Raw genomic sequence first — 23,951 nt, forward strand, 5'->3', positions numbered from 1 at the left:
ATACCAACATAGTCGAGCGCGGCATCCGCCCGATCGTGCTCAATCGCAAGAACGCACTCTTCGCCGGCCATGATCATGGAGCGGAGAACTGGGCCTGCATCGCCTCGCTGATCGAGACCTGCAAGCTAACAGGCGTCGATCCGCAAGCCTATCTCACCGATGTGCTGACGAAGCTCGTCAACCTCTGGCCTGCCGCTCGCATCGACGAACTCATGCCATGGGCTTGGGCAGAACATTCGGCCGCCAAACTCGCCGCCTGACGCCTTCCGGCGGGAAATCAAGCCCTCAGCGCCGTGCGGCCAGAGGGCCGCTTACGATTTGGCGAAGTCTCGCCTGAGCCTCAGCACGGCAGCTAGCGGCTTGGCTTGTCTGCTGCATCCGGTGAATACGTCCAAAACTGTCGCACCGATCCGATACGTAAGCTCGGCCAGGAGCCTACGATGAAAAGCACTATTGCCGAATCTAATATCTTAGCCTCAGCCGAACGACCGCCCGGTTTTCTGCTCGAACCGTTCAAATGGGCCGTCCCGATCCTCATCGCCATGCTTCGGTACAAACCTGAGCATTTATCGGATTTGATCCATCTCAGCCGAACGAGAATGCACCTGATCGGTACTGCTCTTGCCCACGTTGAGGGTATGCCAAGTTCTTCAGAGCTGACGGAGGTCCTTTTTCGAGGAGCAGCAGAAATGGTTCTTGACGCGACGTTAGGTTACCGCCCGTCGGGCCTTAAGCGTGCCCTCAGCGTGATGCCGACTTTCCTGATGGAGGCGGAAAGCTACCGCGGGCTTGTAAAGCTGCTTGCCGACCCGGACTCAGCACGTCTTATCTATCACACGTTCGAGATCCGCGATTCTACCATTAGGGCAATGAACGATGTGCCACCACAGTTACGCCGAGTCGTTTTCTCGATGCACGAGAATATCGGAGACATGAGCTCCTTTTCAAAGGGGCTGCGGTGCCTGTCAATGCGGAGCGGCAAACTGAGCTTTGATCAGCTTGTCTCCGAACTCGCGCGCGCGCGTCAGCCAAACCAGCTGCTGGCCAAACTCAAGTCTATTGTAGAAAGCTTACCGCTGCCCGACGCCCTCCCCCCAGCTCGCGTGCACTACGCCGAACGCATCGATTCCGGTCGTCAGCTACGCGCTCTGGGGAAGAAGTGGGGCAACTGTTTGGAAAGCTATGTATGGAACGTAGAGCACGGGCAGTGCGCGATTTACATCTGGCGAGAGGCTGGCCTGCAGGCCGCCTGCTCCGTCACCCGATCCGGTCGCCTCGGTTGGTTTTTGGACGAGGTAAAAGGCCCCGAAAATACCGACCTTGAACCAAAAGAATACGAGAAGATCGTCAGCGCATTCGAAGCTGTCCAAATTCCTTCTGAGTCAGTCATCAGTTCGATCACGCAGATTGTTGCGAACGATAATCTGGCGTGGAGGCCCCGACCGCGACGCCGGCGGGTCCGAGGCGCTCCTCCGCCGGTCCAGATGTCGTTGCCGGATCTTACGTGAGCCAGCTTGGCGAATCCTGCCGCACCCCCGTAATATCCTTCTCTGGGAAGGGCTCGGGGGCCGGAATGCGATATGAGAAGTTGGAAGCTCTGCTGCGCGTCGCTCTTGACATGCGGGGGAGTGCGGAAGGGATATCGCTCGAGGAAATTCAGCAAAGCTATCGGGTTAGCCGCCGAACCGCGGAAAGGATGCGCGATGCCATCGAACGCGTATTTCCCCAGATGGAGCAGGCCAATCCCGGAGAAGTCCCCAAGCGATGGCGAATTCGATCTGGTCCAGTTGCGAATCTTGCCGGCATTTCAACTGAGGAGCTCTCGGCTCTCACTACGGCCGCGCTGCTCGCAAAACGCGACAACGTCACAGACTTGTCGGCACGGCTTGAGACGCTCTCCGCGAAACTCAAGTCGCTCATACGACCCGATGCGGCACGCCGGATTGGTCCAGATCTCGAAGCCCTAATGGAGGCGGAGGGGATCGCCCTCAGGCCTGGCCCAAGGCTGGCGATCCCAAATGCTCTGCTTGAGGAGCTCCGCCACGCAATACTCGCTTGCCGAAAGATTCGAATTCATTATCGAGCAAGAAGCACCGGGAAACTGAGCCTGCAGATGGTGTGTCCTTACGGATTTCTGTACGGTAATCGGCACTATCTCGTGGCTTACAGCCTGAGCAAGGGCGTTAGCGACTACCGGCTATTTAGCCTTGCGAATATTGAAAGGGTTGAAGTTCAGGCGGCGCCGTTTCGAAGAAGAAAGGGCTTCAGTTTACAGAAGTTCGCGGAACGATCATTCGGTGTGTTTCAAGAAGACGCCCTTGACGTTGTTTGGCGATTCAGCCCTAAAGCAGCCGCCGATGCGCGGCAATATCTTTTCCACCCGACACAGACCCTCAAGGAGGAGAATGACGGCTCGCTTGTGGTCCAATTTCGTGCCGGCGGAGCATTGGAGATGTGCTGGCACCTGTTCACCTGGAGCGACCAAGTGCAGGTCATCGCGCCCACGCGATTGCAAATGTTACTAGATCAAGAGCTGTGGAAGGTGACTTCGGCTGGCAAACGGATGCCACGCGTTCACAGCACTGGCGACCAGGGATAAGACGCTTGTTCACTCACAAACTTCATTGAGCCCCTGTCCGCATATCGCCAGGGTTTTTGAGCTGCCTGATCTATGATCTCTGGGCTCAAGCCGGGCCGATTCTTGTTCATGAACTCACGAACCCTGATACGTGGGCTGCAGACCAACTTGGGAACAGAGTTGCGCTGGTAAAGCTTGAACGGCCGCTCGAACAGACATCTACGATTGAGTTTTGACGTGACACCCAGCGCCCCACCCAACCACATGGGACCGGAGCACAGACGCTCATGCTCCGCTGCAGCGCGTTCATCATATGGGACGTTTCGTATTTGCATGGCGGAGATCCCCCAAATCGGCTGCAGCGCCCGAATAAGAACCGCGCTCCCATAGCCCTGCTCGCGACAAACAAAGTTTAGGCAGGAATCGGCGTACACGTAAGCGTAGCCTCCTGGACAGCGCATTGGCTCGCTTCTGTCTAACGGCTCATAGCCTTCGCCGCGGAAGCAGTATGAAGCGGCGTCCTGCTCGTCGTAGGCTTCCGTTTCGACTATGCGCCCTCCCGCAGGAGGGCCTATTCCGTAGTCTAGGATCAGGAAGGTCCCGATCAGTTTCCTTGCGACAATTTCAGCATCGTCCATAAAGAATTCAGGTGAAAGTGGCTCCAAGCCATCTATTCGTTCGTCTGACATGTCCTACCATCAGAGCATTGGCATCGGTTGCGTTAGGCAGCGCACCCCTCCGCCGCCGGCCGCAATCGCATCGATTCGCAGCAAGACAATTTCGCATCCAGGAAACGCAGCGGCAAGCGCTTTGCCAGCGAGTTCGTCTCGTTCGCTATCACCGAACACCGACCCGATCACTGCTCCGTTGGCGAGATAGACGTTTAGATAGCTCGCCGCGAAACTAGATCGATTCCCCCTCAAATACTGCTTCCGTGGCGCGGGCACGCACTTTACCTTCAGCTTGCGTCCGTGAATTGTCCTCGCGTTTTTCAGGATCTGAATGTCATGCTCGCGCCAGAAGGGTGGCTCGCCGTCTGGATCACCAACCGATTCCACCAAGACCTTATTTCCCGGTGCGCAGAGGACATACCCGTCGACATGACCACTCGTTATCGGCTCGGAGATATCGCCCTCAAGCCAAATTACTTTGCGTATGCCCAATTTTTTGAACTCTGACGCGATAGCCGCTTGCCGGCCGGCATTTCCACGGACGGGATTGCGATTGGGGTTGAGCAAACAGCTTCGCGTCGTGATCAAAGTGCCGCGTCCATCGAACGCGAACGCCCCACCTTCGGCTACAAAGGATGCCGCTACACACGGCACGCCAAAGATTGAAGCAGCGGCCTTGGCAAGTTGATCACCAGCTCGAGCAGGACGCTCGGGCGTACCGCCCCAGCCGTTAAAATTCCAATCGATAGCCACGACTTGTCTCCGAACGCCGCGAGTGCGGATAGCGAAAGTCGGCATGATGTCTCGCATCCAGAAATCATCTACCGGCGCTTTAATGACAGTGACAGCCGGGCAATCTGAAAACCGCTTGCAGGCTTCGCGGAACGCACGGCCGCGCGGCGCCAGCAGGCGGACCGACTCGAAGCGGGCGATTGCGTGTACGACTTTAGTCAGGTCACGCTTTATCCTAGCGGCGTCGCGAGCGCTCCACTCACGATGAACTGCCCAAGCTATCCAGCAGCATTTGTGGGGCTCCCAATCGGCTGGAATCCGTATGCATGCTTTGCGAATGCGGTCTCGAGACATTGAAACAAACTGAGGTCCTGAAGCCCGCTCGAAGTTTTCCACCGCAGCACGTCAGATTTGGACGTATTTGGCGGCTCTACCTGAGGCTTCCTATTGGCAGGCCTTCTAGAATGGGGAATAGTAATTTGAGTTGATTTCCATGATTTGCTTGCCGGGTGGGGCCCTAGTGAGCGCAGTATTGCCAAGTCGCCGTACGATTGTCGTTCATACAAATCTTGCAGCCCACATGGCCCGGGTCGCCGCCGCGCGGCGGGGAGACGTCGGGCTTCAGATCATGACCATGGGCCAGGTTGCCGGTCGCCTTGCAGGCGGCTTTCTAAGGCCCATCGATGTCGATGCATTGCGTAAGGCCGTCCGAGACGCATTACCGGCAGTTCCTCTCGGTGAACTTGAGTCAATAAAGAGCCTACCTGGGATGGTCCGCGCCGCTGTCGGCACTCTCGAGAAGATCTGGCGAGCCGATATCGATCTCTCCACCTCAAAGCACCCGCGCCTAACAGCACTCGCCGCTCTAGAAACGGAGGTGGTGCAGCGGCTGCCGCCTTCCATGAAGACGCCGCGGGTACTGGTTGATCTCGCGCTCAACCGTCTGATCCATGCACCCGCCGTGTTGGGCCCCGTTGAAATTCACAGCCATAGCGAAATGCCGGTTTGCTGGCGGCGATTGGTCCTTGCGCTCGCGAATTGCGTGCCAGTCGCCTGGGTAGCGGGTCCGCGGTCCGTTCCGGAGTGGGCCATCGGCAAGAACATAGAAATTCGGCAAACTCCGCCGTCCGGGACCGCCCCGGATGTTTACTCTTGCGCTACTCCGCAACACGAGGTCCTGGAAGCCTTCCGATGGATGCGATCACTTCTCGCGGAAGGCAAGGCAAAGCCGGAAGATATCGCAATTGCAGCCGCGAGCCCTTCCGACTACGACGACTACGTTTCGGCACTGTCTCACGAGGCAAACATTCCGATTCACTTCGTGCAGGGCGTCAAAGCCGTTGCGACTCCGGAAGGTCAAACGGCCGCAGCTCTAGCGGACGTGCTCGTTAACGGAATTTCCCAGGCGCGAGTGCGGCGTTTGCTGCTTCGACTAGACGGCACCAGATGTATCGAAGGATTGCCACGGGACTGGACTCGGGTTCTTCCAGCCGAGGCTCCTCTTTCAAATCTCGACCGCTGGAAGCAGGTGTTCTCATCCCTTGAGCCTGCCGCTTGGCCGGGCGGGATAGATAAATCCAGTATCGTGCTTGACGTGCTGCAGATTCTTGAAAAGGGACCCGCAGGAGCTCAGGAGGCCGGAGAAAAGCTGCTACCGAGAATGCCTCTGAAGTTATGGCAGCTCGCACTTGAGGATGGGCCGGCCACGGCACTTCCCGTTACGCTAGCGCGGCTTCACATTGCCGACGATCTTGAACCAGCGTCGCACCCGATTTGGGCGCCGGCGATTTCACTTTCGGCCTCCCCTCGGCCTTTCGTCCGCTTGCTCGCGCTGAACGCCGGGCGATGGCCACGCCGAATTTCCGAGGATCGTCTTATTCCCGATCACGTCATTCCGATCGAGAACCTCGAACCTCTACCCGTGTCCGAGGCGGACCGCAGCGATTTTGCGACCATTATCGCCAGCGCCGCCGAGGCATCGATCTCCTTCAGCCGCCGTGACGTCGAGGGTCGCTTGTTGGGGCGCTCGCCTTTAGTCGGGGAGTTCAAAGAAACCTACCTAAGTTACGGCAGGATCCCGGAACATGCAGCAAGCGAGCCAGATCGCTTGACCGCTCGCCTGACGGAATTCCGGGCTACACCGACGGCGCGGTCTGGCTTAGCCACGTGGCGAGATTGGTACATGCGCCAAATCAACGCGCATGACGGCCTTGTCCGTCCAAAGCACCCGCGGCTGAACAAAGTTTTTCAACAGCCCATGTCGGCAACTTCGTTGCGGATGCTGTTGCGAGATCCAATTCGCTTTGTCTGGCGATACGCTCTGGGGTGGCGCCAACCGGAAGAAGCGGACGAACCTTTCAGCGTGGATCCGCTGACGTTCGGTGTTCTTGTTCATGAAACCCTCCAGATCGCCGTCGCCACGCTCGAGTCAAATGGCGGCTTTGGAAAGGCCAACTCAGACGAGGTCACCAAAGCCACCGAGAAGGCGGTTCGTATGACGGCCGCACGATGGGAAACAGAGCAACCGGTGCCACCCCCAATTATCTGGCGGAACGCTTTGCAGGCCACCCTCAAAGTCGCGACTGCGGCCTTAAGTTATCGTCTGGATCGGTTGCCAAATCAGAAGAGCTGGACCGAAATTCCTTTTGGCATGGCAGACGGCCGCGACCGCAGTCAGCTCCCGTGGGACCCATCGCGATCGGTTGAAATTCCCGGAACGGGAGTCGTCATACAAGGTCAGATCGATCGGCTGGACTTGTCGGGCGACAATCACCAGGCGCGGGTTATCGACTACAAGACCGGCCGCTTGAGCCGGGACATGGCAGATGTCGTGCTCAAAGGCGGCACCGAGCTGCAGCGCTGCCTCTACGCCTTTGCAGTTCGAACGCTACTTGGTCCCAAGGTAAAGGTCGAAGCAGCTCTACTCTATCCGCGAGCGGCGGATGGCGAGGAAGCATTGTTTCCGCTCAACGATGTAAAAGCGGCATTGGATAAGCTCGCTTCGGCCATAGCGTGTGCGCGAGGCAATATCGAAAAGGGACTGGCGCTCCCTGGCATCGATGGGGGCGACAAGTTCAATGACTACGCTTTCGCGCTACCTGCCAATCCAAGCTATCTGGCTCGGAAGCGGCCTCTTGCCGATAAGCAGCTGGGAGACGCCGTTAAGATCTGGGAGGCGCCTTAATGAAGACGCGCGAACTTCCGGATCGGGCCGCCCGAACAGCCGCCCTGACCGACATAAATCGGTCCATGTTGGTCGAAGCTGGCGCGGGTTCAGGCAAAACATCGATTATGGCCGGGCGGGTAGCGTATTTGTTCGCTCAGGGTGTGAACCCGAAGAATGTCGCGGCGATCACATTTACCGAGTTCGCTGCCAGCGAATTGCGAATCCGCATTGAAAGGTTCGTTAACTCGCTTTCGATCGGCAAGGTTCCAGACGACATTGCGAGGGCTTTCCCCCATGGCGTACCAGAGAATCAACGTCAAAACTTAATCCGCGCCAAACAATGCATTGATGAGCTGCTCTGCACTACCATACATGGCTTCGCGCAGGCACTGATTAAGCCCTATCCGGCCGAATCGGGAATAGATCCTGGCGCCGAGATCGTCGATCCGACCGAAGGAGACCTTGCCTTCAACGAGCGATATCTCGATTGGATTAAAGAGCACCTCTCTGGAGAACGCGACGACGACGTTATTGCCGAGCTCGTGCTTGCTGACGAAGGTCGTGGCCTTCGTCTGATTCGAAGCATTGCGGACTTCCTGAGGAAGAACCGTGATGCGAAGCTCCCGAATTACGCCTGGTCAACTTCCGTTGCCAAACACCTATCAGCGGCAGCCGAAGCCTTTCAGAAAGAGATAGCTCAGCTCGATTTTCAGGAAGAACAAACCAGTCAAGCGTGCGCGGCATTCATCGAAATGGTAGACGCGCTCGGTGTCTCTGATCTACTCATCACCCAGCCTCGAAACCGCGCCCTTGTTCAAGCAGCGACTATTCCTCGGCACATCGCTTGCTTCACGCAGGCCGGAGGCAAAAGGCAGCTGAAGACGAAAGGCGCTTGGGAGAAAGCCGCAGCTACTGCGGGCAAGGGCAAGGCTCATGGCACGATGGCATTCCAGGCCTGCGCCGCCAGATATGACGCCTGCCATACAGCGCTTAACGAATTGATGGAGATGGTCGCCGGCGAGCTTCTTGCTCGCGTCGTAAATGCCATGGAGCGGCTTTTCGTTGAGTGGAGCGAGTACAAGCGTTCTGCCGCGCTGCTTGATTTCGACGACTTGCTGCACACTGCCAAGGATCTCTTGGCCAAACACGAAGACGTGCGGCAGGCGCTTGGGAGGCGCTATCAGCACGTCCTGGTGGATGAATTTCAGGACACGGATCCGCTACAGCTTGAGATCCTCTGGCGGCTCTGTGGCGATACCTCAAATCATGAAGACGGGGATCATCTGACAAGAACACTTCGTCCGGGCTCGCTCTTTCTTGTCGGCGATCCGAAGCAGGCCATTTATCGATTCCGCGGCGCGGACGTAAACGCCTATCTTCGGGCGCGAGAGGCGATGGGCAAAAAATCGCTGGTCAATATCGTTGCTAACTTTCGTTCGGTCGAGCCGATCCTTTCATTCGTCAACGGAGCGTTCGCAGGCCCCCTCTCGACGGCAGCAGGGCAGCCCGGCTTTATCGCACTGGCAGCAACCCGCCTTCCGGAAAAGAATGCACTCACGGTCGCGGCACTCGACGTAGTAGTTGAGGATCGCGAGGATAGCGCCGAGCAATTGCGGGACGCAGAAGCGGACCGGGTCGCGGAGCTCTGCGCAAGAATAGTCGGCAACCTCAAGATCAGAGAGAATGGCGACCTACGGCCTTGCCGGTTTGGCGACATTGCCCTCCTCGCTCCTGTCGGAACCGACCTTTGGCGCTTTGAGGAAGCCTTAGAACAATGTGGAATTCCAGTCTCGACACAAGCCGGGAAAGGTTTCTTTCGACGGCAGGAAATCCAGGATCTCATCGCGCTGACCCGCGCAATCGCGGATGCGCGCGATACCCTCGCGCTAGGGGCTCTGTTGCGCGGTCCGCTCGTTGGACTATCGGAAACTGAGCTGCTCGATATAGCCGACGGTCTACCCACCGACCCCGCGCGATCGGATCCTCTTCCAAATCTCTCGCTCTGGACCGAACTCGACAAGATCAACCATGAGCTGGCGCGCGACATAATTAAGATCCTGCAGTCACTCGCGCGACGAGTGCGTTCGACTACACCCTACGCCCTGCTTTCGGATGCGGTCAGTCTACTGAACGTTCGCGCTCATTTTCGTTACCGCTTCCCCGCTAGCGCAGATCGTGTGCTGGCAAATCTCGATCTTTTCCTGGAGATGTCGCGCGCCTACGACGTGCGAGGATTGCGTGCCTTTGCGAGGGACATGCGCGCAAATTGGGAGGAACAGGTTCTCCAGGTCGAAGGACGTCCTGATGCCGAGGAGCAATCTGTTGCTCTGATTACAATTCATGCGGCGAAGGGTCTCGAATGGCCCATCGTGATTCCGATCAACATGAGTGGAGCGCCCAAGTCGGAGACCGGGCTTATGCACGATCGACGATCAGGTGAGTTTTCAATTCCCGTGCTCGGGATAGAACCGGCTAGCTACGCTCAGCTGAAATCCTGGAATGAGCAGGAGTTGGCACGTGAACGCGTTCGGCTCTGGTATGTTGCCGCAACCAGAGCTCGAGATTTGCTCATCCTGCCGCGTCATTCTGCACGGGTATCTGACAAATCATGGGCGCGCCTCGTCGACCTCGGTCTTTCGGGTCTAACGGCGATTGAACCAGCCGATCTCGGTACCGAAAAAGCGGCGCTAAAGGCTCCTGAAGAAAACAAGCAAAGTGCCGAGCTGTTCAGAGAGCAGGGCAGCAGAATTTCAGAGGCGTACCACACGATTGTTTGGAACCGGCCAAGCCGTCATGAAAGCGACGTTCAACCCGAAGAGGAGCGGATCTTTTCTGATCCGGAGCAGGCTGATGAATCCATGGAGCCGACCACGGTGGTTGGCGGCGCCACGCGCGGCACAGTACTTCATAAGCTAGTCGAAGAGGTGTTAACGGGAGAAACGAGAGAGTCGGTATCAGACCTGGAGCGGCGCGCGGTTGAATTGTTGTCCCAGTTAGGACTGGAGTCTTGCCAAGACCCAAGCAAAGGCATTTCTCCCGCGGAGCTCGCGTCAACTGTATCGCGAAGCTTGAATCTGCCCGAAATTGCTGCCCTCCGTGGATCTTTAGCTCCCGAGCAAATCGTTCTTGGCTCCGAAACAAGTGGCGGAGTGGAGACACTTACTTTCGGCGTTGTGGACGCCATTTACCGTGACGACAACGGCAAGGCTGAAATCGTGGTCGATTGGAAGAGTGATGTCGAACGAGATCAGGATCGCCTGGCTAGGTATCGCGGGCAGGTTAAGCAATATTGCAATCAAACCGGCGCAGTTCGGGCATTGCTGGTGTTTATGACCACTGGAGAGCTCGTGGATGTGATTTGATCATCGTCGCTGCATGTTGAGATCTCGAGGTTATCCCGGCCCGAAAGGCTGAGCAGTTTCCATTTTGTGTCGATGATCAGTTCAGTTGAACCATTCTCTCTTAAAAGGAGGTCAGGTCTCGTTAAAAAACGCTGTGCCCCGGTACTAATATCCTGGAGACAATAGAGCCCTCCGCCTTGAGCATGGACGTTCAGGCCACTCCCATTCAGCGCACGCTTCAGCATTCGCGCAACGTATTCCTCAAACAACGTGTTCATCTCGAACAGTAATGAGAAGCCGCGGCCAGAGCCTGCCGACGTCGTCTGAAATCTGTCGCCTAAGAGCAGTTTCGCCAAGCTAACCAGTTCGCGCCAGCGCGAGTTCGTTCGGTCCAGTACGAGCTCGGCCCAGCGAAGTGCTGGGACCGGCACGGGCGAAATATCCGCATAGACGAAGGCAAGCTCTCGTAGAAGTCTCTGATTCTCAGTCGACGCGGAAACACTGGCCAAGCGCCGCACCGCCGCCTTCATGATTTGGTTTAGAGCAATATCGGGAGACAACGCATCGAATTGGCAGGCGAGTTTCTGCGGAGTCGCGGCAAACGTGGTAAACTGACGCGTAACATTCAACCTACCACGCAGTGATGGCAAGTCCTCTTCGGAATCGATGTAGCGTCGTGGCATGCCTTGCCGAACCAAATCGGCAAGCTTCCTGGCAAACAAACGAATGAGTATTTCGAGTATATTTTCTCGCTGCCAACCGAGGTTTGTGATATTCCCGGCGTCGATGTCCAAGTCCAGGACGACTGCTAGCATGTGTACGAGCTGCGTCCGGATCTGTTTGTTCACCGCACCAGAATCCGAGACTCCTGCGAAATCGATCTTGGGAAGAATTTCGAGGGCACAATCTTCGGCCGCAATCATGCCAACAACCTGGCCAGCTCGGATCTCGTTGCGCCCATGACTTAGTACTCGTGCGCCACCCTCACCGCCAAGGGGCGATTTGCGCGCGACCGATGCGATACGATCAGCGGCCCATTCGGGGATGCGGTCATCCCCGGGGCCATATCTCAACGACTGCCATTCGAGGATGGTACGGCGGATCACTGGAATTGTTCGTAGCAGGAGCTGCTGAAGGGCGTTTTGACGCTCCAGCGGTAGCGGGCTTCTGCAGTCTCATCGAGCTCGAATCCGGCGGGTGGCTTGAGCAAAGTGCGTTCGAGAAAATGCCCGTCCCCGTTCGTGTCTCCGAGCACAGCAGCCACCTTGCTCCAATCCTCGTAGAAGTATTCCGTCAACAGAGGAATAACTTTGTCCCGCATAACCATATCAACATCGGGCCTCGCCACACAGTCAATGAAGTAGGCGTGGCCTATCTGATGCTCGCGATCGAAAAGATATTCGATGCGCTCATTGAGCGTGGCCAGCAGCTTCACCAAATTCACTCCGGTTCTTTCGCTGGCATCTGAAAGTGCACCCGGGTTTGGCATCAGCTCGCGGAATTGAAAACGCCTTCGCAGAGCCGTGTCGAGCAATGCGATGGAGCGATCGGCGGTGTTCATTGTACCGATGATGTGGAGGTTGGAGGGAACTCCAAACAGATCGCGCGAGTAGGGCAGCCTAAGCTTCAGTTCGTTTAAAGCATTGAGCCTTTTGTCCGGCTCAATGAGAGTGATCAGCTCGCCGAAGACCTTCGAGATGTTCGCGCGATTGATCTCGTCGATAATCAGGACGAACGACTCTGGACCACTACCGCCGCTGGGCTGCTGGCTCGCCATATAGCGCTCCAGCGCAGGAATATTCAGGTCCGCATGGGTCAGGAGATAAATGGACCTCATCGAAAACCCGCGCGCGTAGATTTCTTCGACGGGCGCACCGGCGCGGTCATGCCAGAGCCAACGAACCGCGCGCCGGTGGCAGTACTCTCCGCTTTCACGTGGCGCATACTCGTATTTGCCAGCCACCAGGCCAATCGCACGGAAGAGACTATTGCCCTTCGAGACGATGACGAGATCGCCTTCTTTCATCCAGTTGCGAAAAATATGGGGACATTGAACACGGGCGCTCATGGCGGTAGGCGGAGGTTCGCCGGGAGAGGCGGCCTTCCAGGCTTCAACGAAGGCCTCTCTATGCGCGAACCGCTCATCCGACCAATCGATGTTACCCCAGCCCAAGAGCGTGTAACCTCGATCCAACGCTTCCTCGAACAGGTAGGCGTCGTCAGGATTGGCGGCTTCACCAATCGACATCTTAAAAACTTGGCGGTCTCCGACCTTTACGCCGGAATTTCCTGGGCCTGTGCTGGTCTCCGCGCGCCGCGCGATCCGGCGAAAGAGTCCGGGTTCGGGTACGAGCCGGAATCCTGCCGACTGAGATGCGTTTCCTTGCGAGGGTTCGTCACCTAGTCCTGTAACCTCTCCATTCCCTTGATGAGGGCGCAAACCTTCGACGAATTCTTCGTAGCTGTAGGACTGGTGGAACGTCACAAATTCGATGCGCCCGGAAGCAGCAAGACGAGAATATTCCGCCATCAGTTCTTTTCTGCCCTCCGGCGCTGAACCTGTGCACAGCCGCACCGCCTCTCGTGCAGTCGTATAGGTCTTTCCTGTTCCGGGAGGGCCGTACAAGATCAAATTAACTGGTCGCATAGACGTTTCCATATGGACACCCTCCTGGGCTCCGTCCGACAAAGCTGGCTGATCGTTACGGTGGACCGCCCATACAAATCCTTGGACATCCCACAGATCCCGAGGAGCCCAAGCCCACTCGGTCTCCATTACCTCGCGAATGCTCCCTGTTAGAGCCAGAACCTCGCCATATTCCTTGGAGGTTAACGGATTCGCGCCGAAAATCGGCTCGCCGATGAGCGCGCGGCCTAGCCTATTTACAGGATCTGTATTGATTCCATACGCTTGCTTGGGATGAGTCAGCGCCGCCAGCATTGTCGGAATATTCCGGCTCTCGCTGTAAGGCTGAGTCGGTTGGCTGCCCGCAAGCAAGGGCCAAATCGCATCGATAAAGTTCGATATGCCGGCGCCGAGGTCGTCAGCTCGCGCGAGGCGCCCAGCCTCACGCTCCAACTTGTCGGGATACTGAGTACGAAGGGCTTTAATGCGCGCGTCCGTGCGCCAACCCAGGAGCAGGCTTGGCGTGTCGGCTTGCCCCGTTAGGATGTCGAGGAGCCGAGCGCCCAGTGTCACATCATCCTTATCTGCCAAATCGGCCATAGCGTCCTGGGCCAGTTTGATGAGCTTATCTTTGTAGGATCTCTCCTCCTTGAAATAGCCGCCCTCGCTCTTGCTAAACGCTGCCGGTTCAAAGTCTGGGTAACGGGCCAAAAAAAGACGTTTGTAATTTTCGAGCTGCTGGCGGTTCATAGTCACGCAAGGCTTCTCATACCAATCGAGTAACCTGACAAATTCTGAGAGCGTCTTTGTTCGGACCATCGCCACGGGCTGAGCTTCCGGAGACGAGTGGTTCAGGCGTGGCGGAAGACCATGATGACGATTCTCATTTGAGGCATACGACCGCGGTCCGAATTCGGAAGGGATCGGGCGCGTCGCTCCAATCCAAAGCTGTGCAGGAGGACGCTCTTTGTCTACAGCGATCTCGCGACCATCCGGTAGCCGAAACGCCAAAATTTTCTGGACAGATTTGATGGGTTCTCCAAACCGTCGAACGAGTTCGTGCTGGACAACCTCGATCGAAAATGCTGGGGCGCGGAGATCGAAGATAAACGTGGTCGCCGGGCTCGCTTCAGCTCCCTGCCTAGTGGGAGGGGCGACATTTGCTAAGGTCTGTAATCTTGATCCAGCTAAGGCCTGGCAGACATTTGCCCAATTTTGATAAAGTGAGAGAGCGTCGTGTACCTTACGAACTTCCACTACGACGGCGTCGTCTCCGCGGTCCCGGGCAGGGGCAATGTAGTGCTGGAGCACGTACTGCCGAATGCGATCAGCCGCGGTCTCGCTCGCTTCAGAAAGGCCCTCCCTAAACGAGCGGTAGTTGCCAAGCCACTCGATAAAATTCTCTAATCGAGGTATGGGGCTTTCCGAGCCAGGCAAAAGCACCCGATAATCCTTGCCTCCATGCTCTGCGTTGGTCCTCAGCTTCTGCAGTGCAGCTTTGGTTGACTGAAGCGAGTCATTGTCGAAAGCGGTATCAAGGTCGGCGTCTTCAACGCCCAACTGCGGAAGAAATTTCTCTATCCGACTGACTGCCGAAATCCTTGTTGCTACACTGCTCTCTGTGAGATTCTTGGCTTCCAGCCACTGCTTAAAGCCTTCCTTATTCAAGGCCTTCCCCCGATACAGTTAGATACACCCCGAATGACCGCCAATTGAGAGCAGCCCGCTGCGGCCTGGCGTATGCGCCACTGCTGCGGCTTCACTGCGAACGCGTCGTCGAGGCCTGAGCCACGCGCACAATCGCTGTCACCTTCACAAATCTGGATTTGGCCCCCGTTGTACTTTGATCTGGCTTAGAAAGCGAACTTCGTTTGCCCCGTATCAGCCGGTCGCAGCTTAGCGAAGGCCAGCAGATCGCCGATCGAGCCGCCCTTGTCCCGCCATCTATAAAAGGTGTCCTCGCCAAGCAAGACGTAGTGCCAGGCCTTACCGCTACGCTGCTCGGGCGGCAGGGCATTGATACGGTCGCACCATGCGATAGCGGCCCTGCGCTTCCGGAGGACGTTCGGACTGGTTATCTGCCCCTGCGCTTTTGTCTCGACGAGGTAAATGTCGCTTGCCGCCCGAACAAAGAAATCGGGTGAGTAGAACGCCGGAAGGCCGTCTTCTTTGATGTAGCGGAGTCGCGCGAACGTGTGTTTTTGTTCATTGATCTTGCAGTAGGCATCGACGCTAGCATCGCGCTCGCTCGCTTCCATGAAGGCCTGTTCGAGCCCACCGTTCCGGGACGGATATGGCAGACGGAGATAAATCGCCTTCTGAACGGCTAGGGATGAGCCTTGACGCATCGCGAGCTTGGGTATTTCGGAGAGGCGACGATGCGCTACCTCGGCCTCGGCGACGACCACGCTATCCTCAGCCTCAAGGATTGCGCGTGCCCACTCTTTAATAATATGTTCGGTTATAGGGTCGATCAGAAGAACGCGCCAATTTTCGTCGACCAGTGGATCGAGGGTTTGGCCGAAAAGACGCTGGCGGATGAAGGTATCGATGCCTTCGGCAAGCTCCGCCCGATTGATCTGGATATATGGAAATTTGCTTGCGTTAGCGAACGCCTTGGAACTGCTTGTTGTGTCGGTGAGCGTCACGGCTTCCGTAATCCGGCGCGTGATGCGGGAGAGATACTCGTTATATCCCGTTGCCGTCATCACGCCGCCGTGCACGCGGTAATCGCCAAATCGCGTGCGCGCCTGAACGTCCTCAGAATGGAATTTCTCGCCCTGCCCGATCTGCTTCTTAAGTTGGTCAAGCGAGAAGGATCCGAACGGGGCAAGCGCTGCGGGATCGATCTGCGTGTCCTCCAATTCCTCCACCTGCTCGCGCAAGATGAAGGGAATAGCAAAATCGAACTCCTGAAATCCCGAGCGCAGCCCGACAGAGATCAGATCCCCGGTAGAGGTAGTGTTCCGATCGTCTTCGTCGTCGGCCTCCGCCGCGACACCTTCCCGTATCAATTCGTCATAGAAGTGCTGGAAAGCCGGATGCTCAACGATGGACAGAATGTCTATCATGTTGGCGGGCGTTTTGCCGGACCGTATTAGTTGGCGATTTTCCCGTTTGATATCGTCGTACTCATTGCCGCGCCACATCAGGCGCAGGCCGCGGCCGACCGTCTGCTCCAGAAGAATTCCAGCGCTCGATGCGCGGAGCGGAACAATGACACAGATATTGTTGACATCGAATCCCTCGCGCAGCATCAGCACGCTGATGATGACGCGCGGCGATTTGTGACGGTCAACGTCGAACAGGCGTTCGCGCAGCACCTTCCATTCGTCCGTTTTCAATTCACCTTTGCGATTGGAATCGATGCGCAGCACCTCATCGTCCGCGACGCCCTCGCCTCTCATAAATTCGGCGACAAGGGGCGTGACGGTAGTGTCTTCGCAGACGACCAACATTTTAGGATGCTTGTCCGGATCAAGGCCCGAGAAGTCGGCCTCAAGCTTGCGCAGCTTGGTCAAGCCCGCCCGCAGCATGATGCGCTGACCTTCGGAAAGTAAGGGATTTCCATTCTCGTCGCGGTCGGCCTTGAAGTCCAATTCCTCGTGGCTGAGCGCGCCGATTTCTGATCGCTTATCCAGGACAAGGGATTTGACCAGCCCGGCCTTCATGGCCGTCTTCAGGTCGAAGTCGACCACGATGTGCGGGAAGAAGGACCTACGGCTGTTCTTTCCGGTACCAACCTCGTTGTACGGCGTAGCTGAGAAGTCCACCTGGACGAAGCGGCTGGCCTTCGGCTCGGCAATCAGGTTCAGGCTCTTCTGCCACTCAACCTCAGTCACTTCGCCTTCGCGCTTGAAGTCGTGGATGTGGTGAGCCTCGTCATTGAAGACCATGAGGCTTGTCAAATCCTTGAGATAGGCGAGGATGCCACCGCGCTCGTAGCGGCGATTAAGGACATCAAGATCGTTCCCCTGGCTCGTGCCCGGCGTGAGCGGAAGAATGCTCTGCACGACCGCAGCTGGGTCGGGGGTTTCGCCAGGAGGGAGCACCTCCTCTTCCTCAAGCGGTTCGCCTTCTTCAGACAGCACGTGCCAATTGGAAATGGCGATCACGCCTCCGGCCGTCACCCTGCGTCCGATGTCTTCCTTAGGGCAGACCGCTCCTTGCACGAACCGGAAGACTTCATCCCTGTAGGCGTCAGGTATGAATAGCTCCTGAAACACGGACAGATCGGAGTTAGCAAAGTTGCGCTTACCCTCGCGCTCCTTTCCCATGAAGGCATCAAGCAGTCGGTCATAGACAATCAGGCCAGGCGCGACGATCAGGAAATTCTTAGTGTAATGCGGATTGTCCGGTGAGCGGTTCGCGTTGAGAATCTGCCAAACCATGAGGGCCTGCAGTACCCAAGTCTTGCCGGTGCCAGTCGCCATCTTGAGGCAATATTTGGGATAAGCATTCTTGGGCGCGCGGATGATCTCAGAATCGCGCGTGCTGGCTAAGAGCACATCGGGCGCGGCAATTTGATAGAGGTCTTGCAGAGTGGTAGTGCCGAGCACCTCATGGGCATAGATGACGTTCAGAACCGCCTGACGCTGACCCAGGTGAAAATTGAAGCTGCGAGCGTCCTGAAACTCCGACTGGAACCACCATTTCAGCAGCTCCGCGGTCGTTTCCGAAACCTGCTCAAGGATAGGCGCTTGTCCCGTTTCCAGACCGGCGCAAACCTCCTCAACCTTGGCTGTCAGCCCCTTGGCAAGTGGGAGATCATTGATGCTGGCCATCACCGCACCTCAACTGTCGCTTCGGCTTCAAAACCGAACACATCAACCACACGTACACAGATGCGACGAGCGCCGTCCTTCTTGGGCAAGCCCGCAAGCCGCGCCGTGGTCGTGACACGGTACGGGTCCCCGTCATTCTCTGTGTTCCCGCGATAGTCCTGCCAGACAGAGCGGAACACCTCACCATCATAGTCGGGATCGACGCTCCAATACTCGATCAACGCGAGCGGATCGCTGTTTATGATCCTTTGCAGCTTATCGCGGTTCGCTTCGTCGAGATTAAGCGCCTCCGGCGAGAGCAGCACATAGTTCGCAATGGAGATCGAGAGAGATTCGCCGCTCTCCTGAAGCACGCGCTTTACCGCACCAAGCTTGAGGTACTGCAAGGATGAGAACCGCACTTCATCGGCTCTCAGCTTGTGACCTTTCTTTTTCAAACGGTCGAGCAGATCGGGCGGGATGACGAGAACCTGGAGCCTTTCTGCTTGGCCAAGTGCTTCGATGTCGTGGCCGATAGTCGGCGAGAAGTTCCACCCAAGTACCACCACTTTGTCCCAGCCGCCCATAAGGTTGTCTCGAATTTCGATGGCACGACGAAGTGTTCCGAGACCGGTCATCTTGTTCGGGCTATCTGCCAGAACAAGGGTCTTACCCCCCTGCACCCGGCCCATGTTCTTGTTTGGATTTTCTTCAACGGGCAACGGCAGCGCGCCGTAAAGGCCAAGCACGATCTCCGCAAGATCGCCGATGCGAAATTTGCTGCCCATGGTCGAACGCATTTGCTCGACTTGGTAATCGCCGATGTGCTGATAGAGGAAAGGCTTAGCGTTTTGGTCAATCAACCGTTTGCGGCTGATCATGCAGGCCGGCTTTCCAAGGTCCGATACGATCCATCGCCGGCCGAGGCGCTCCGCAACTGCCGCAGTGGTGCCGGAGCCGACAAAAAAATCAGCCACCAATGCTCCTTCATCTGAAGACGCCTTTATTATACGCTCAAGTAACGCTTCTGGCTTCTGAGTCGCATACTCGGTGGCCTCTAACGCTTGCGAGTTCACCGGAAACACGTCGGTCCAAATGTCTTGTAATGGAACTCCTGGCATTTCATCCAAATATCGCTTTCGCCGAGGTGTCCCCCCAGATGTGAAAACAATTCGTCCGGCTTGGTAAAGCTCCTCCATTTTATCCGGAAGCATAGTCCAGACCCGACCAGGCGGGGGGTCGATTCCGCGAAACGTATACTGCAACCCCTTTCGCGGGCCTCGAGCTGTCAAATCTCCAAGTTGATATCTGCGGCCATTCTCATCCTTCAACGAATAGTGGGAATCGATATAGCTTTGGTCATAGGGAGCATACTGGATGTTGAAGGGAGTCTCCGCGCCCCTGCCATAATAGAAAATTACCTCGTGAATTGGTCCGAAGCGTTTTGGGTCGCTGTGCGCTGTCTGCCGTTTCCAGACGATCTCATTTCTAAAGCAGTCGGCTCCAAATATCGTATCGAGGGCAACTTTCACATAATGGCAGACGTGATAGTCGAGGTGGACGTAGATTGATCCGGTTTCTGACATGAGCTCTCGCATAAGAAAAAGGCGAGGCATGAGCATTGCTAAGTAGCTTGCCGAGCCCTTTGCCCACGTATCCGAGTACGCAAATTGCTCAATTGCAGTGGGCCGTTGTTCTAAGCTGGTGCCCGTCAGCGTTATCTTAGTTCTGTAGTCCGCCTTGCTGTCGAAAGGTGGATCAATATAGATCAGGTCAATTTTGCCGCGCATCGAAGGCGTGCGATCATCGCCCGCGAGTAAAGCCGCCATGGCCAATAGATTGTCCCCATATATAAGCGTGTTGGGGTATGCGAGGGTGGCGTTGGCGGCAGATGCGACATTAGCCTTGAAGAGCTCCTGCCAGTTGCTGTCCTTAGACGGGATGACCAGCTCACGCGTTTGGAGACCGAGGCGATAGTTGCTCTCGGCTCGCTCCATCACGCGCTCAGCCTCTTTTTTGCCATCCGCCACTATGGACGGAAGCTGATCCAAAAGACTCTTCATTCAAAATGCCCCCACCGCAACCGACGAGCCGCTCAGAGTGGCCCTACTATTGCGAACTTCGTTTCTGACGATCTCGCACCAGCTTAAATCCGTCTATCGAGTTCGAAGGGAGGGATTTTGCAGAGTTCTCGGAAGAGAGCGTCCACTGGAAACTCGCCATACGAATCAGCAACGGATTTCGAGCCATGACCAGTAATAGCATTCAGGATGTCTTGGGCGAGACCATACTTCCGTCCTAACGTCTTGATCCGGTGGCGCCAGGAGTGGCTTGGTGAAAGCCGTGGATCCTTCAAGCCGAGCTGGCGAACAAATCGACCGATGACTTTGGTCCCGTTGCCTCCTCGCTTGCCAAACTTGTCCGGGGAAAGATCAGCAAATAAAGGCCCGGATTTGACTCGGGAGACGAAATTGAGCAGACCACTTTCAATGAGCGCCGGGTGCAGCGGAACAATTCGTTCCGAGCCGCTAGTTTTGAGTGATCCTGCTTCCGGAGCAAATTTGAAGCACGGGATGTCCTCGATCTTCAGAACATCTTCCGAACGCAACTGACAGATCTCGGAAATCCGAGCTCCGGTGTATGCCCCGATCCACGGTACCCATCTCTTGACCGGATCCTTCTCTGACAGAGCAGCTCGAAGAATAATTTTGGCTTCTTCGTCGGAGAAGCTCCGCTTCCTCTCGCTGTTCTTGCTCTTGACGTCGAGCGAAATGCCTTCGGCAGCATTCGAACTGAGCAGTTTGTTCTGAACACCCCATTGCAGGACCGCTCGCACCGGGGACAGCTTTGAACCTTGGATAGTTTTCGCTCGTAGTCCCGCGGCGATCATCGATCGCTTCCACTCAACAAGGTTGTCCGGAGTCAGTCGATGAGCGTCGCTGTGTCCGAGGTACTTCTCCAGTTCTCGGATAACCCGCGACCATTCGTATACTGTCTTGGCAACCGGCCGCCGCTCGGCGGACCAGCCATCCAGCAAGTCTTGGAATGAGACTGCTCGCTGCGGCGGGAGCGAAATCGGGGGTGCTGAAACCAACCCTATAGGCGAGAAGAACGAATTCGAAACGAACTCCCCTTTCGCTAGCCTCGCCAAAGTCAGGCTGGCGCGCTGAATGCCAGCCGCGATGGCGCGCGCCAAAGTCCGTCGGCTCTGATCATCGACGACCAACCCGTGCAGCGCGAGGCAGTCGTCAGCTGCTTGCAAACACCATTGCTCCATCCGGAAGATCTTATCCTCTGGCCCGTCGAGGACAGAAAAGTTGCGCAAGCGCTCAACCTCAGCCAACAGCTCTTTGTCGGTCTTTGGGGGCCCAAACAGTCGATCTCGGAGGCTGGTGTCCCAAAAGGTCTGCTGGCTCGGATTGTCTCTGTACTGCTCCAGCCATCGATCGTGCGCGACGACCGCCAGTTGATGCGCCTCACGCTCCGAGAGCGATTTCGGCCCGGCGCGCAAGTTGGCCCAGCGGGCCTCGAGCTCGGCGAGCGCCTTCGCAAAGCGCTGCTTCGCCTCCACGGGATCACGCGTTTGGAGACTGAGTTTCTCCTCGCGCTTGCCCACGAGCTGACGCAGGTCCTCCGGTACGACCTTTCGGAGCTGGTAGATTCCGGTTTTCGGATGCTTCCACGGACGTGACATTGCAAGCGGCATTGTACCACCCTGTTGTGCCAATCGGGTAGCGCTAAGCCTTTGATCTTGCTGAATTGCTGGGGAAATCAGGCACTTAGTTGCGCCGTGGTGCCCAGGGGCGGAATCGAACCACCGACACTGCGATTTTCAGTCGCATGCTCTACCAACTGAGCTACCTGGGCATCTCGAACGGGCCCAAGGAGATAGGCGCGGGCCACCGAGCGGGCCGCTTATAGTGGCCTGAGGCGGGTCTGTAAACCTTGCTTCCACGCTTCCAGGCTTCGCCTTGCTCCGCGTGGCGCAGCGCCACGGAAAACGAAGGCGAAGCGTGCCCGGCGAGCCCAAAGGGCGAAGATGGGGCCGCCAAATGCCCCGAATCACCCTTATTCCCCGCCCTCGTCCTCGCTGGGGGCGCCCGGGACGACATAGGCGCCGGACAGCCAGCGGTTCAGGTCGACGTCCCGGCAGCGCTTGGAACAGAACGGGCGGGTCGCCTGTTGGGCGGGCTTGCCGCAGATCGGGCAGGGCCGCACCTTGGCGCGGCCGCCGGCGCCGCCTTCCATGTCAGACGGCTGCGGTGTTGAGCCAGCCGAAGCGGATCGGGAAGCCTTCCCCGGCGAGCAGAGTAACGGATTCATAGAGCGGCAATCCGACCACATTGGAGTAGGAACCGACCATCTTGACCACGAAGGAACCGGCGATCCCCTGCACGGCATAGCCGCCGGCTTTGCCGCGCCATTCGCCGCTCCCGATATAGGCCTGGATGTCCTCCTCGCTCAACCGCTTGAAGCGGACACGGGTTTCAACCAGGCGCTGGCGGAACCCCTCCCGCGGCGTCACCAGGCAGATCGCGGTGTAGACGCGGTGGTTGCGCCCCGAGAGCAGGCGCAGGCATTGCGCGGCCTCGTCCACCAGATTCGCCTTCGGCAGGATGCGGCGGCCGACCGCCACCACGGTGTCGGCCGCGAGGACGAACGAGCCGCGCAGCTCGTCATCGAGCTGTACCGATTTCAGCGCGGCCTCCGCCTTCGCGCGCGCCAGGCGATTGGCACAGGCGCGCGGCAGCTCGCCCCGCCGCGGCGTCTCGTCGACATCGGCGGGACGCAAGGCATCCGGCTCGATGCCAGCCTGATTGAGCAGCGCCAGGCGCCGCGGCGAACCGGAAGCAAGAACGAGTTTGGGACGGCCAAGCATTCTCGGATTGTGTTGTGCGGGGATTGAGCTCGAGGAGGATTGCGCGCGGAACGTATCGGAAGGGGGCAGGATTCACAACCCGGCAAGCCCGGGCGAGAATCAGGCCACTCGCTTTCCTAGGAAGCGTTTGCCCGCTGTCTGTGACGGCGTTGTTACGAGCAGCCCGCGCGGACGCAATTCCGCCTCGCCCCGCTTGCGGGCGCAAGCGGGAGGGAAAATCCTACAAGTTCGCCGGCCCGCCCCTCGCAAAGCGCTTGCGAATGCGCGCGAGCAGCGAGTCCATCACCTCTCGATAGGCGGCAAGCTTCTGCTCGCGATTGCCCTCAGCGCCCGTGGGATCCTGCGTCGGCCAATATTCGACATCGGCGGCGAGCGTGCGCGTCAGCTCGAGCGCCCTGTGATGCGCCTCCGGCGAGAGCGTGATGATGAGGTCGAAATTGAGCCCTTCCCAATCCTCCAGTTCCTCGAACGTCATCGGCTTATGGCCGGAGATATCCTGATCCAGTTCGGCCATCACGGCGACCGCGAACGGATCGAGCTCGCCCTTCTTGACGCCGGCGGAGCGGACGTAAATCCCCTGGGGGAACATCTGCTGCAGGAGGCTGGCTGCAATCGGCGAACGCACGCTGTTCTGTCCGCACGCGAACAAGACGGACTGGGGATTGCGCGCGCGCGGCGGCGCCATCGAAGGTTATCCCTTCCAATGCAGCACGGTGATCAGCGTGAACAGCCGCCGCGCGGTCTCGAAATCGATGCGCACCTTGCCTTTCAAGCGCTCCTGCAGCGTGCGCGAGCCCTCGTCATGGATGCCGCGACGGCCCATGTCGATGGCCTCGATCTTGTCCGGCGTCGCGGTGCGGATCGCCTGATAGTAGCTGTCGCAGATCATGAAATAATCTTTGACGATGCGGCGGAACGGCGTCAGCGACAACAGATGCGCCACGACAGGCGTATCGTCCTCCTGGCGGATGTCGAACATCAGGCGGTTGCCGGTGATGCCGATATGCAGCTTGAACGGCCCCTTGCCCTCGGCGCCCTCGGGCGCGAACAGGTTCTGCTCGATCAGATCGTAGATCGCGATCGCGCGCTCATGCTCGATGTCGGGGCCCGAACGCCCGATCGATTCCTCATCGAGCGTCACCGCGACGACGCAATTTTTGGAATCGTCCTTGGGCGTCGACTTGGTCATGACGGG

Annotated in this window: 16 protein-coding genes and 1 tRNA gene; 5 read left to right on the forward strand and 12 right to left on the reverse strand. The window is 57.5% G+C overall.

All coding sequences use genetic code 11. The annotated features are described in order from the left end of the window. The 3 genes from F758_RS0122875 to F758_RS0122885 form a co-directional block, all read left to right on the forward strand. A partial coding sequence (locus tag F758_RS0122875) for a transposase domain-containing protein (protein ID WP_024510052.1) occupies positions 1–260 on the forward strand: 260 nt, incomplete at its 5' end. Between the two features lie 180 nt (positions 261–440). Then, a complete protein-coding gene (locus F758_RS0122880) occupies positions 441–1,508 on the forward strand; it encodes a hypothetical protein (RefSeq protein ID WP_024510053.1) in 1,068 nt (355 codons plus the stop codon). Between the two features lie 65 nt (positions 1,509–1,573). Beyond that, the gene (locus F758_RS0122885) at positions 1,574–2,599 is read left to right on the forward strand and encodes a helix-turn-helix transcriptional regulator (RefSeq protein ID WP_024510054.1); all 1,026 of its coding nucleotides are present in this window, start codon (positions 1,574–1,576) and stop codon (positions 2,597–2,599) included. Here F758_RS0122885 and F758_RS0122890 read toward each other — a convergent pair. Next, positions 2,575–3,267, reverse strand: coding sequence for a DNA-3-methyladenine glycosylase (locus F758_RS0122890; protein WP_035722823.1), 693 nt, complete (start codon positions 3,265–3,267; stop codon positions 2,575–2,577). The genes F758_RS0122885 and F758_RS0122890 overlap by 25 nt on opposite strands. Positions 3,268–3,276: 9 nt before the next feature. Then, entirely contained in the window at positions 3,277–4,335 is a 1,059-nt protein-coding gene (locus tag F758_RS44390; RefSeq protein WP_024510056.1) for an agmatine deiminase family protein, read from the reverse strand. A 274-nt stretch (positions 4,336–4,609) separates the two neighbouring features. Here F758_RS44390 and F758_RS0122900 point away from each other — a divergent pair, with 274 nt between their 5' ends. Together F758_RS0122900 and F758_RS44395 are read left to right on the forward strand one after the other, a co-directional pair. After that, entirely contained in the window at positions 4,610–7,165 is a 2,556-nt protein-coding gene (locus F758_RS0122900) for a PD-(D/E)XK nuclease family protein (RefSeq protein ID WP_245286563.1), read from the forward strand. Then, a complete protein-coding gene (locus F758_RS44395; RefSeq protein ID WP_035722824.1) occupies positions 7,165–10,509 on the forward strand; it encodes a UvrD-helicase domain-containing protein in 3,345 nt (1,114 codons plus the stop codon). The genes F758_RS0122900 and F758_RS44395 overlap by 1 nt, the downstream gene beginning before the upstream one ends. On the opposite strand, the gene F758_RS0122910 is transcribed toward F758_RS44395, so the two are convergent. The 10 genes from F758_RS0122910 to F758_RS0122955 form a co-directional block, all read right to left on the reverse strand. After that, positions 10,443–11,594, reverse strand: a complete 1,152-nt coding sequence (locus F758_RS0122910) for an McrC family protein (RefSeq protein WP_024510058.1) — start codon at positions 11,592–11,594, stop codon at positions 10,443–10,445. The genes F758_RS44395 and F758_RS0122910 overlap by 67 nt on opposite strands. Beyond that, on the reverse strand, positions 11,591–14,782 hold the full coding sequence (locus F758_RS51970; RefSeq protein ID WP_024510059.1) for a DUF8426 domain-containing protein: 3,192 nt from the start codon (positions 14,780–14,782) through the stop codon (positions 11,591–11,593). The genes F758_RS0122910 and F758_RS51970 overlap by 4 nt, the downstream gene beginning before the upstream one ends. Before the next feature lie 185 nt (positions 14,783–14,967). Next, a complete protein-coding gene (locus tag F758_RS0122920) occupies positions 14,968–17,898 on the reverse strand; it encodes a DEAD/DEAH box helicase family protein (protein ID WP_024510060.1) in 2,931 nt (976 codons plus the stop codon). After that, a complete protein-coding gene (locus F758_RS0122925; RefSeq protein WP_024510061.1) occupies positions 17,898–19,940 on the reverse strand; it encodes a site-specific DNA-methyltransferase in 2,043 nt (680 codons plus the stop codon). Before F758_RS0122925 ends, F758_RS0122920 begins: the two co-directional genes overlap by 1 nt. 83 nt (positions 19,941–20,023) lie before the next feature. Continuing rightward, on the reverse strand, positions 20,024–21,583 hold the full coding sequence (locus tag F758_RS0122930) for a DUF6538 domain-containing protein (protein ID WP_024510062.1): 1,560 nt from the start codon (positions 21,581–21,583) through the stop codon (positions 20,024–20,026). Positions 21,584–21,668: 85 nt separating this feature from the next. Beyond that, positions 21,669–21,744 (reverse strand) — tRNA-Phe (locus F758_RS0122935). Positions 21,745–21,945: 201 nt separating this feature from the next. Next, the gene (gene yacG, locus F758_RS0122940; RefSeq protein ID WP_024510063.1) at positions 21,946–22,125 is read right to left on the reverse strand and encodes a DNA gyrase inhibitor YacG; all 180 of its coding nucleotides are present in this window, start codon (positions 22,123–22,125) and stop codon (positions 21,946–21,948) included. Between the two features lies 1 nt (position 22,126). Further along, positions 22,127–22,756, reverse strand: coding sequence for a Maf-like protein (locus F758_RS0122945; protein WP_024510064.1), 630 nt, complete (start codon positions 22,754–22,756; stop codon positions 22,127–22,129). Between the two features lie 220 nt (positions 22,757–22,976). Next, positions 22,977–23,441 carry an arsenate-mycothiol transferase ArsC gene (locus F758_RS0122950; protein ID WP_024510065.1) on the reverse strand — a complete coding sequence of 155 codons (465 nt, stop codon included), beginning with the start codon at positions 23,439–23,441 and terminating at the stop codon, positions 22,977–22,979. 6 nt (positions 23,442–23,447) lie between these two features. After that, complete coding sequence (locus tag F758_RS0122955) at positions 23,448–23,945, reverse strand: UPF0262 family protein (RefSeq protein WP_024510066.1); 498 nt, start codon at positions 23,943–23,945, stop codon at positions 23,448–23,450. Positions 23,946–23,951 lie beyond the last annotated feature (6 nt).

It is taken from the genome of Bradyrhizobium sp. ARR65 (assembly GCF_000472385.1).
GTDB lineage: Bacteria > Pseudomonadota > Alphaproteobacteria > Rhizobiales > Xanthobacteraceae > Bradyrhizobium.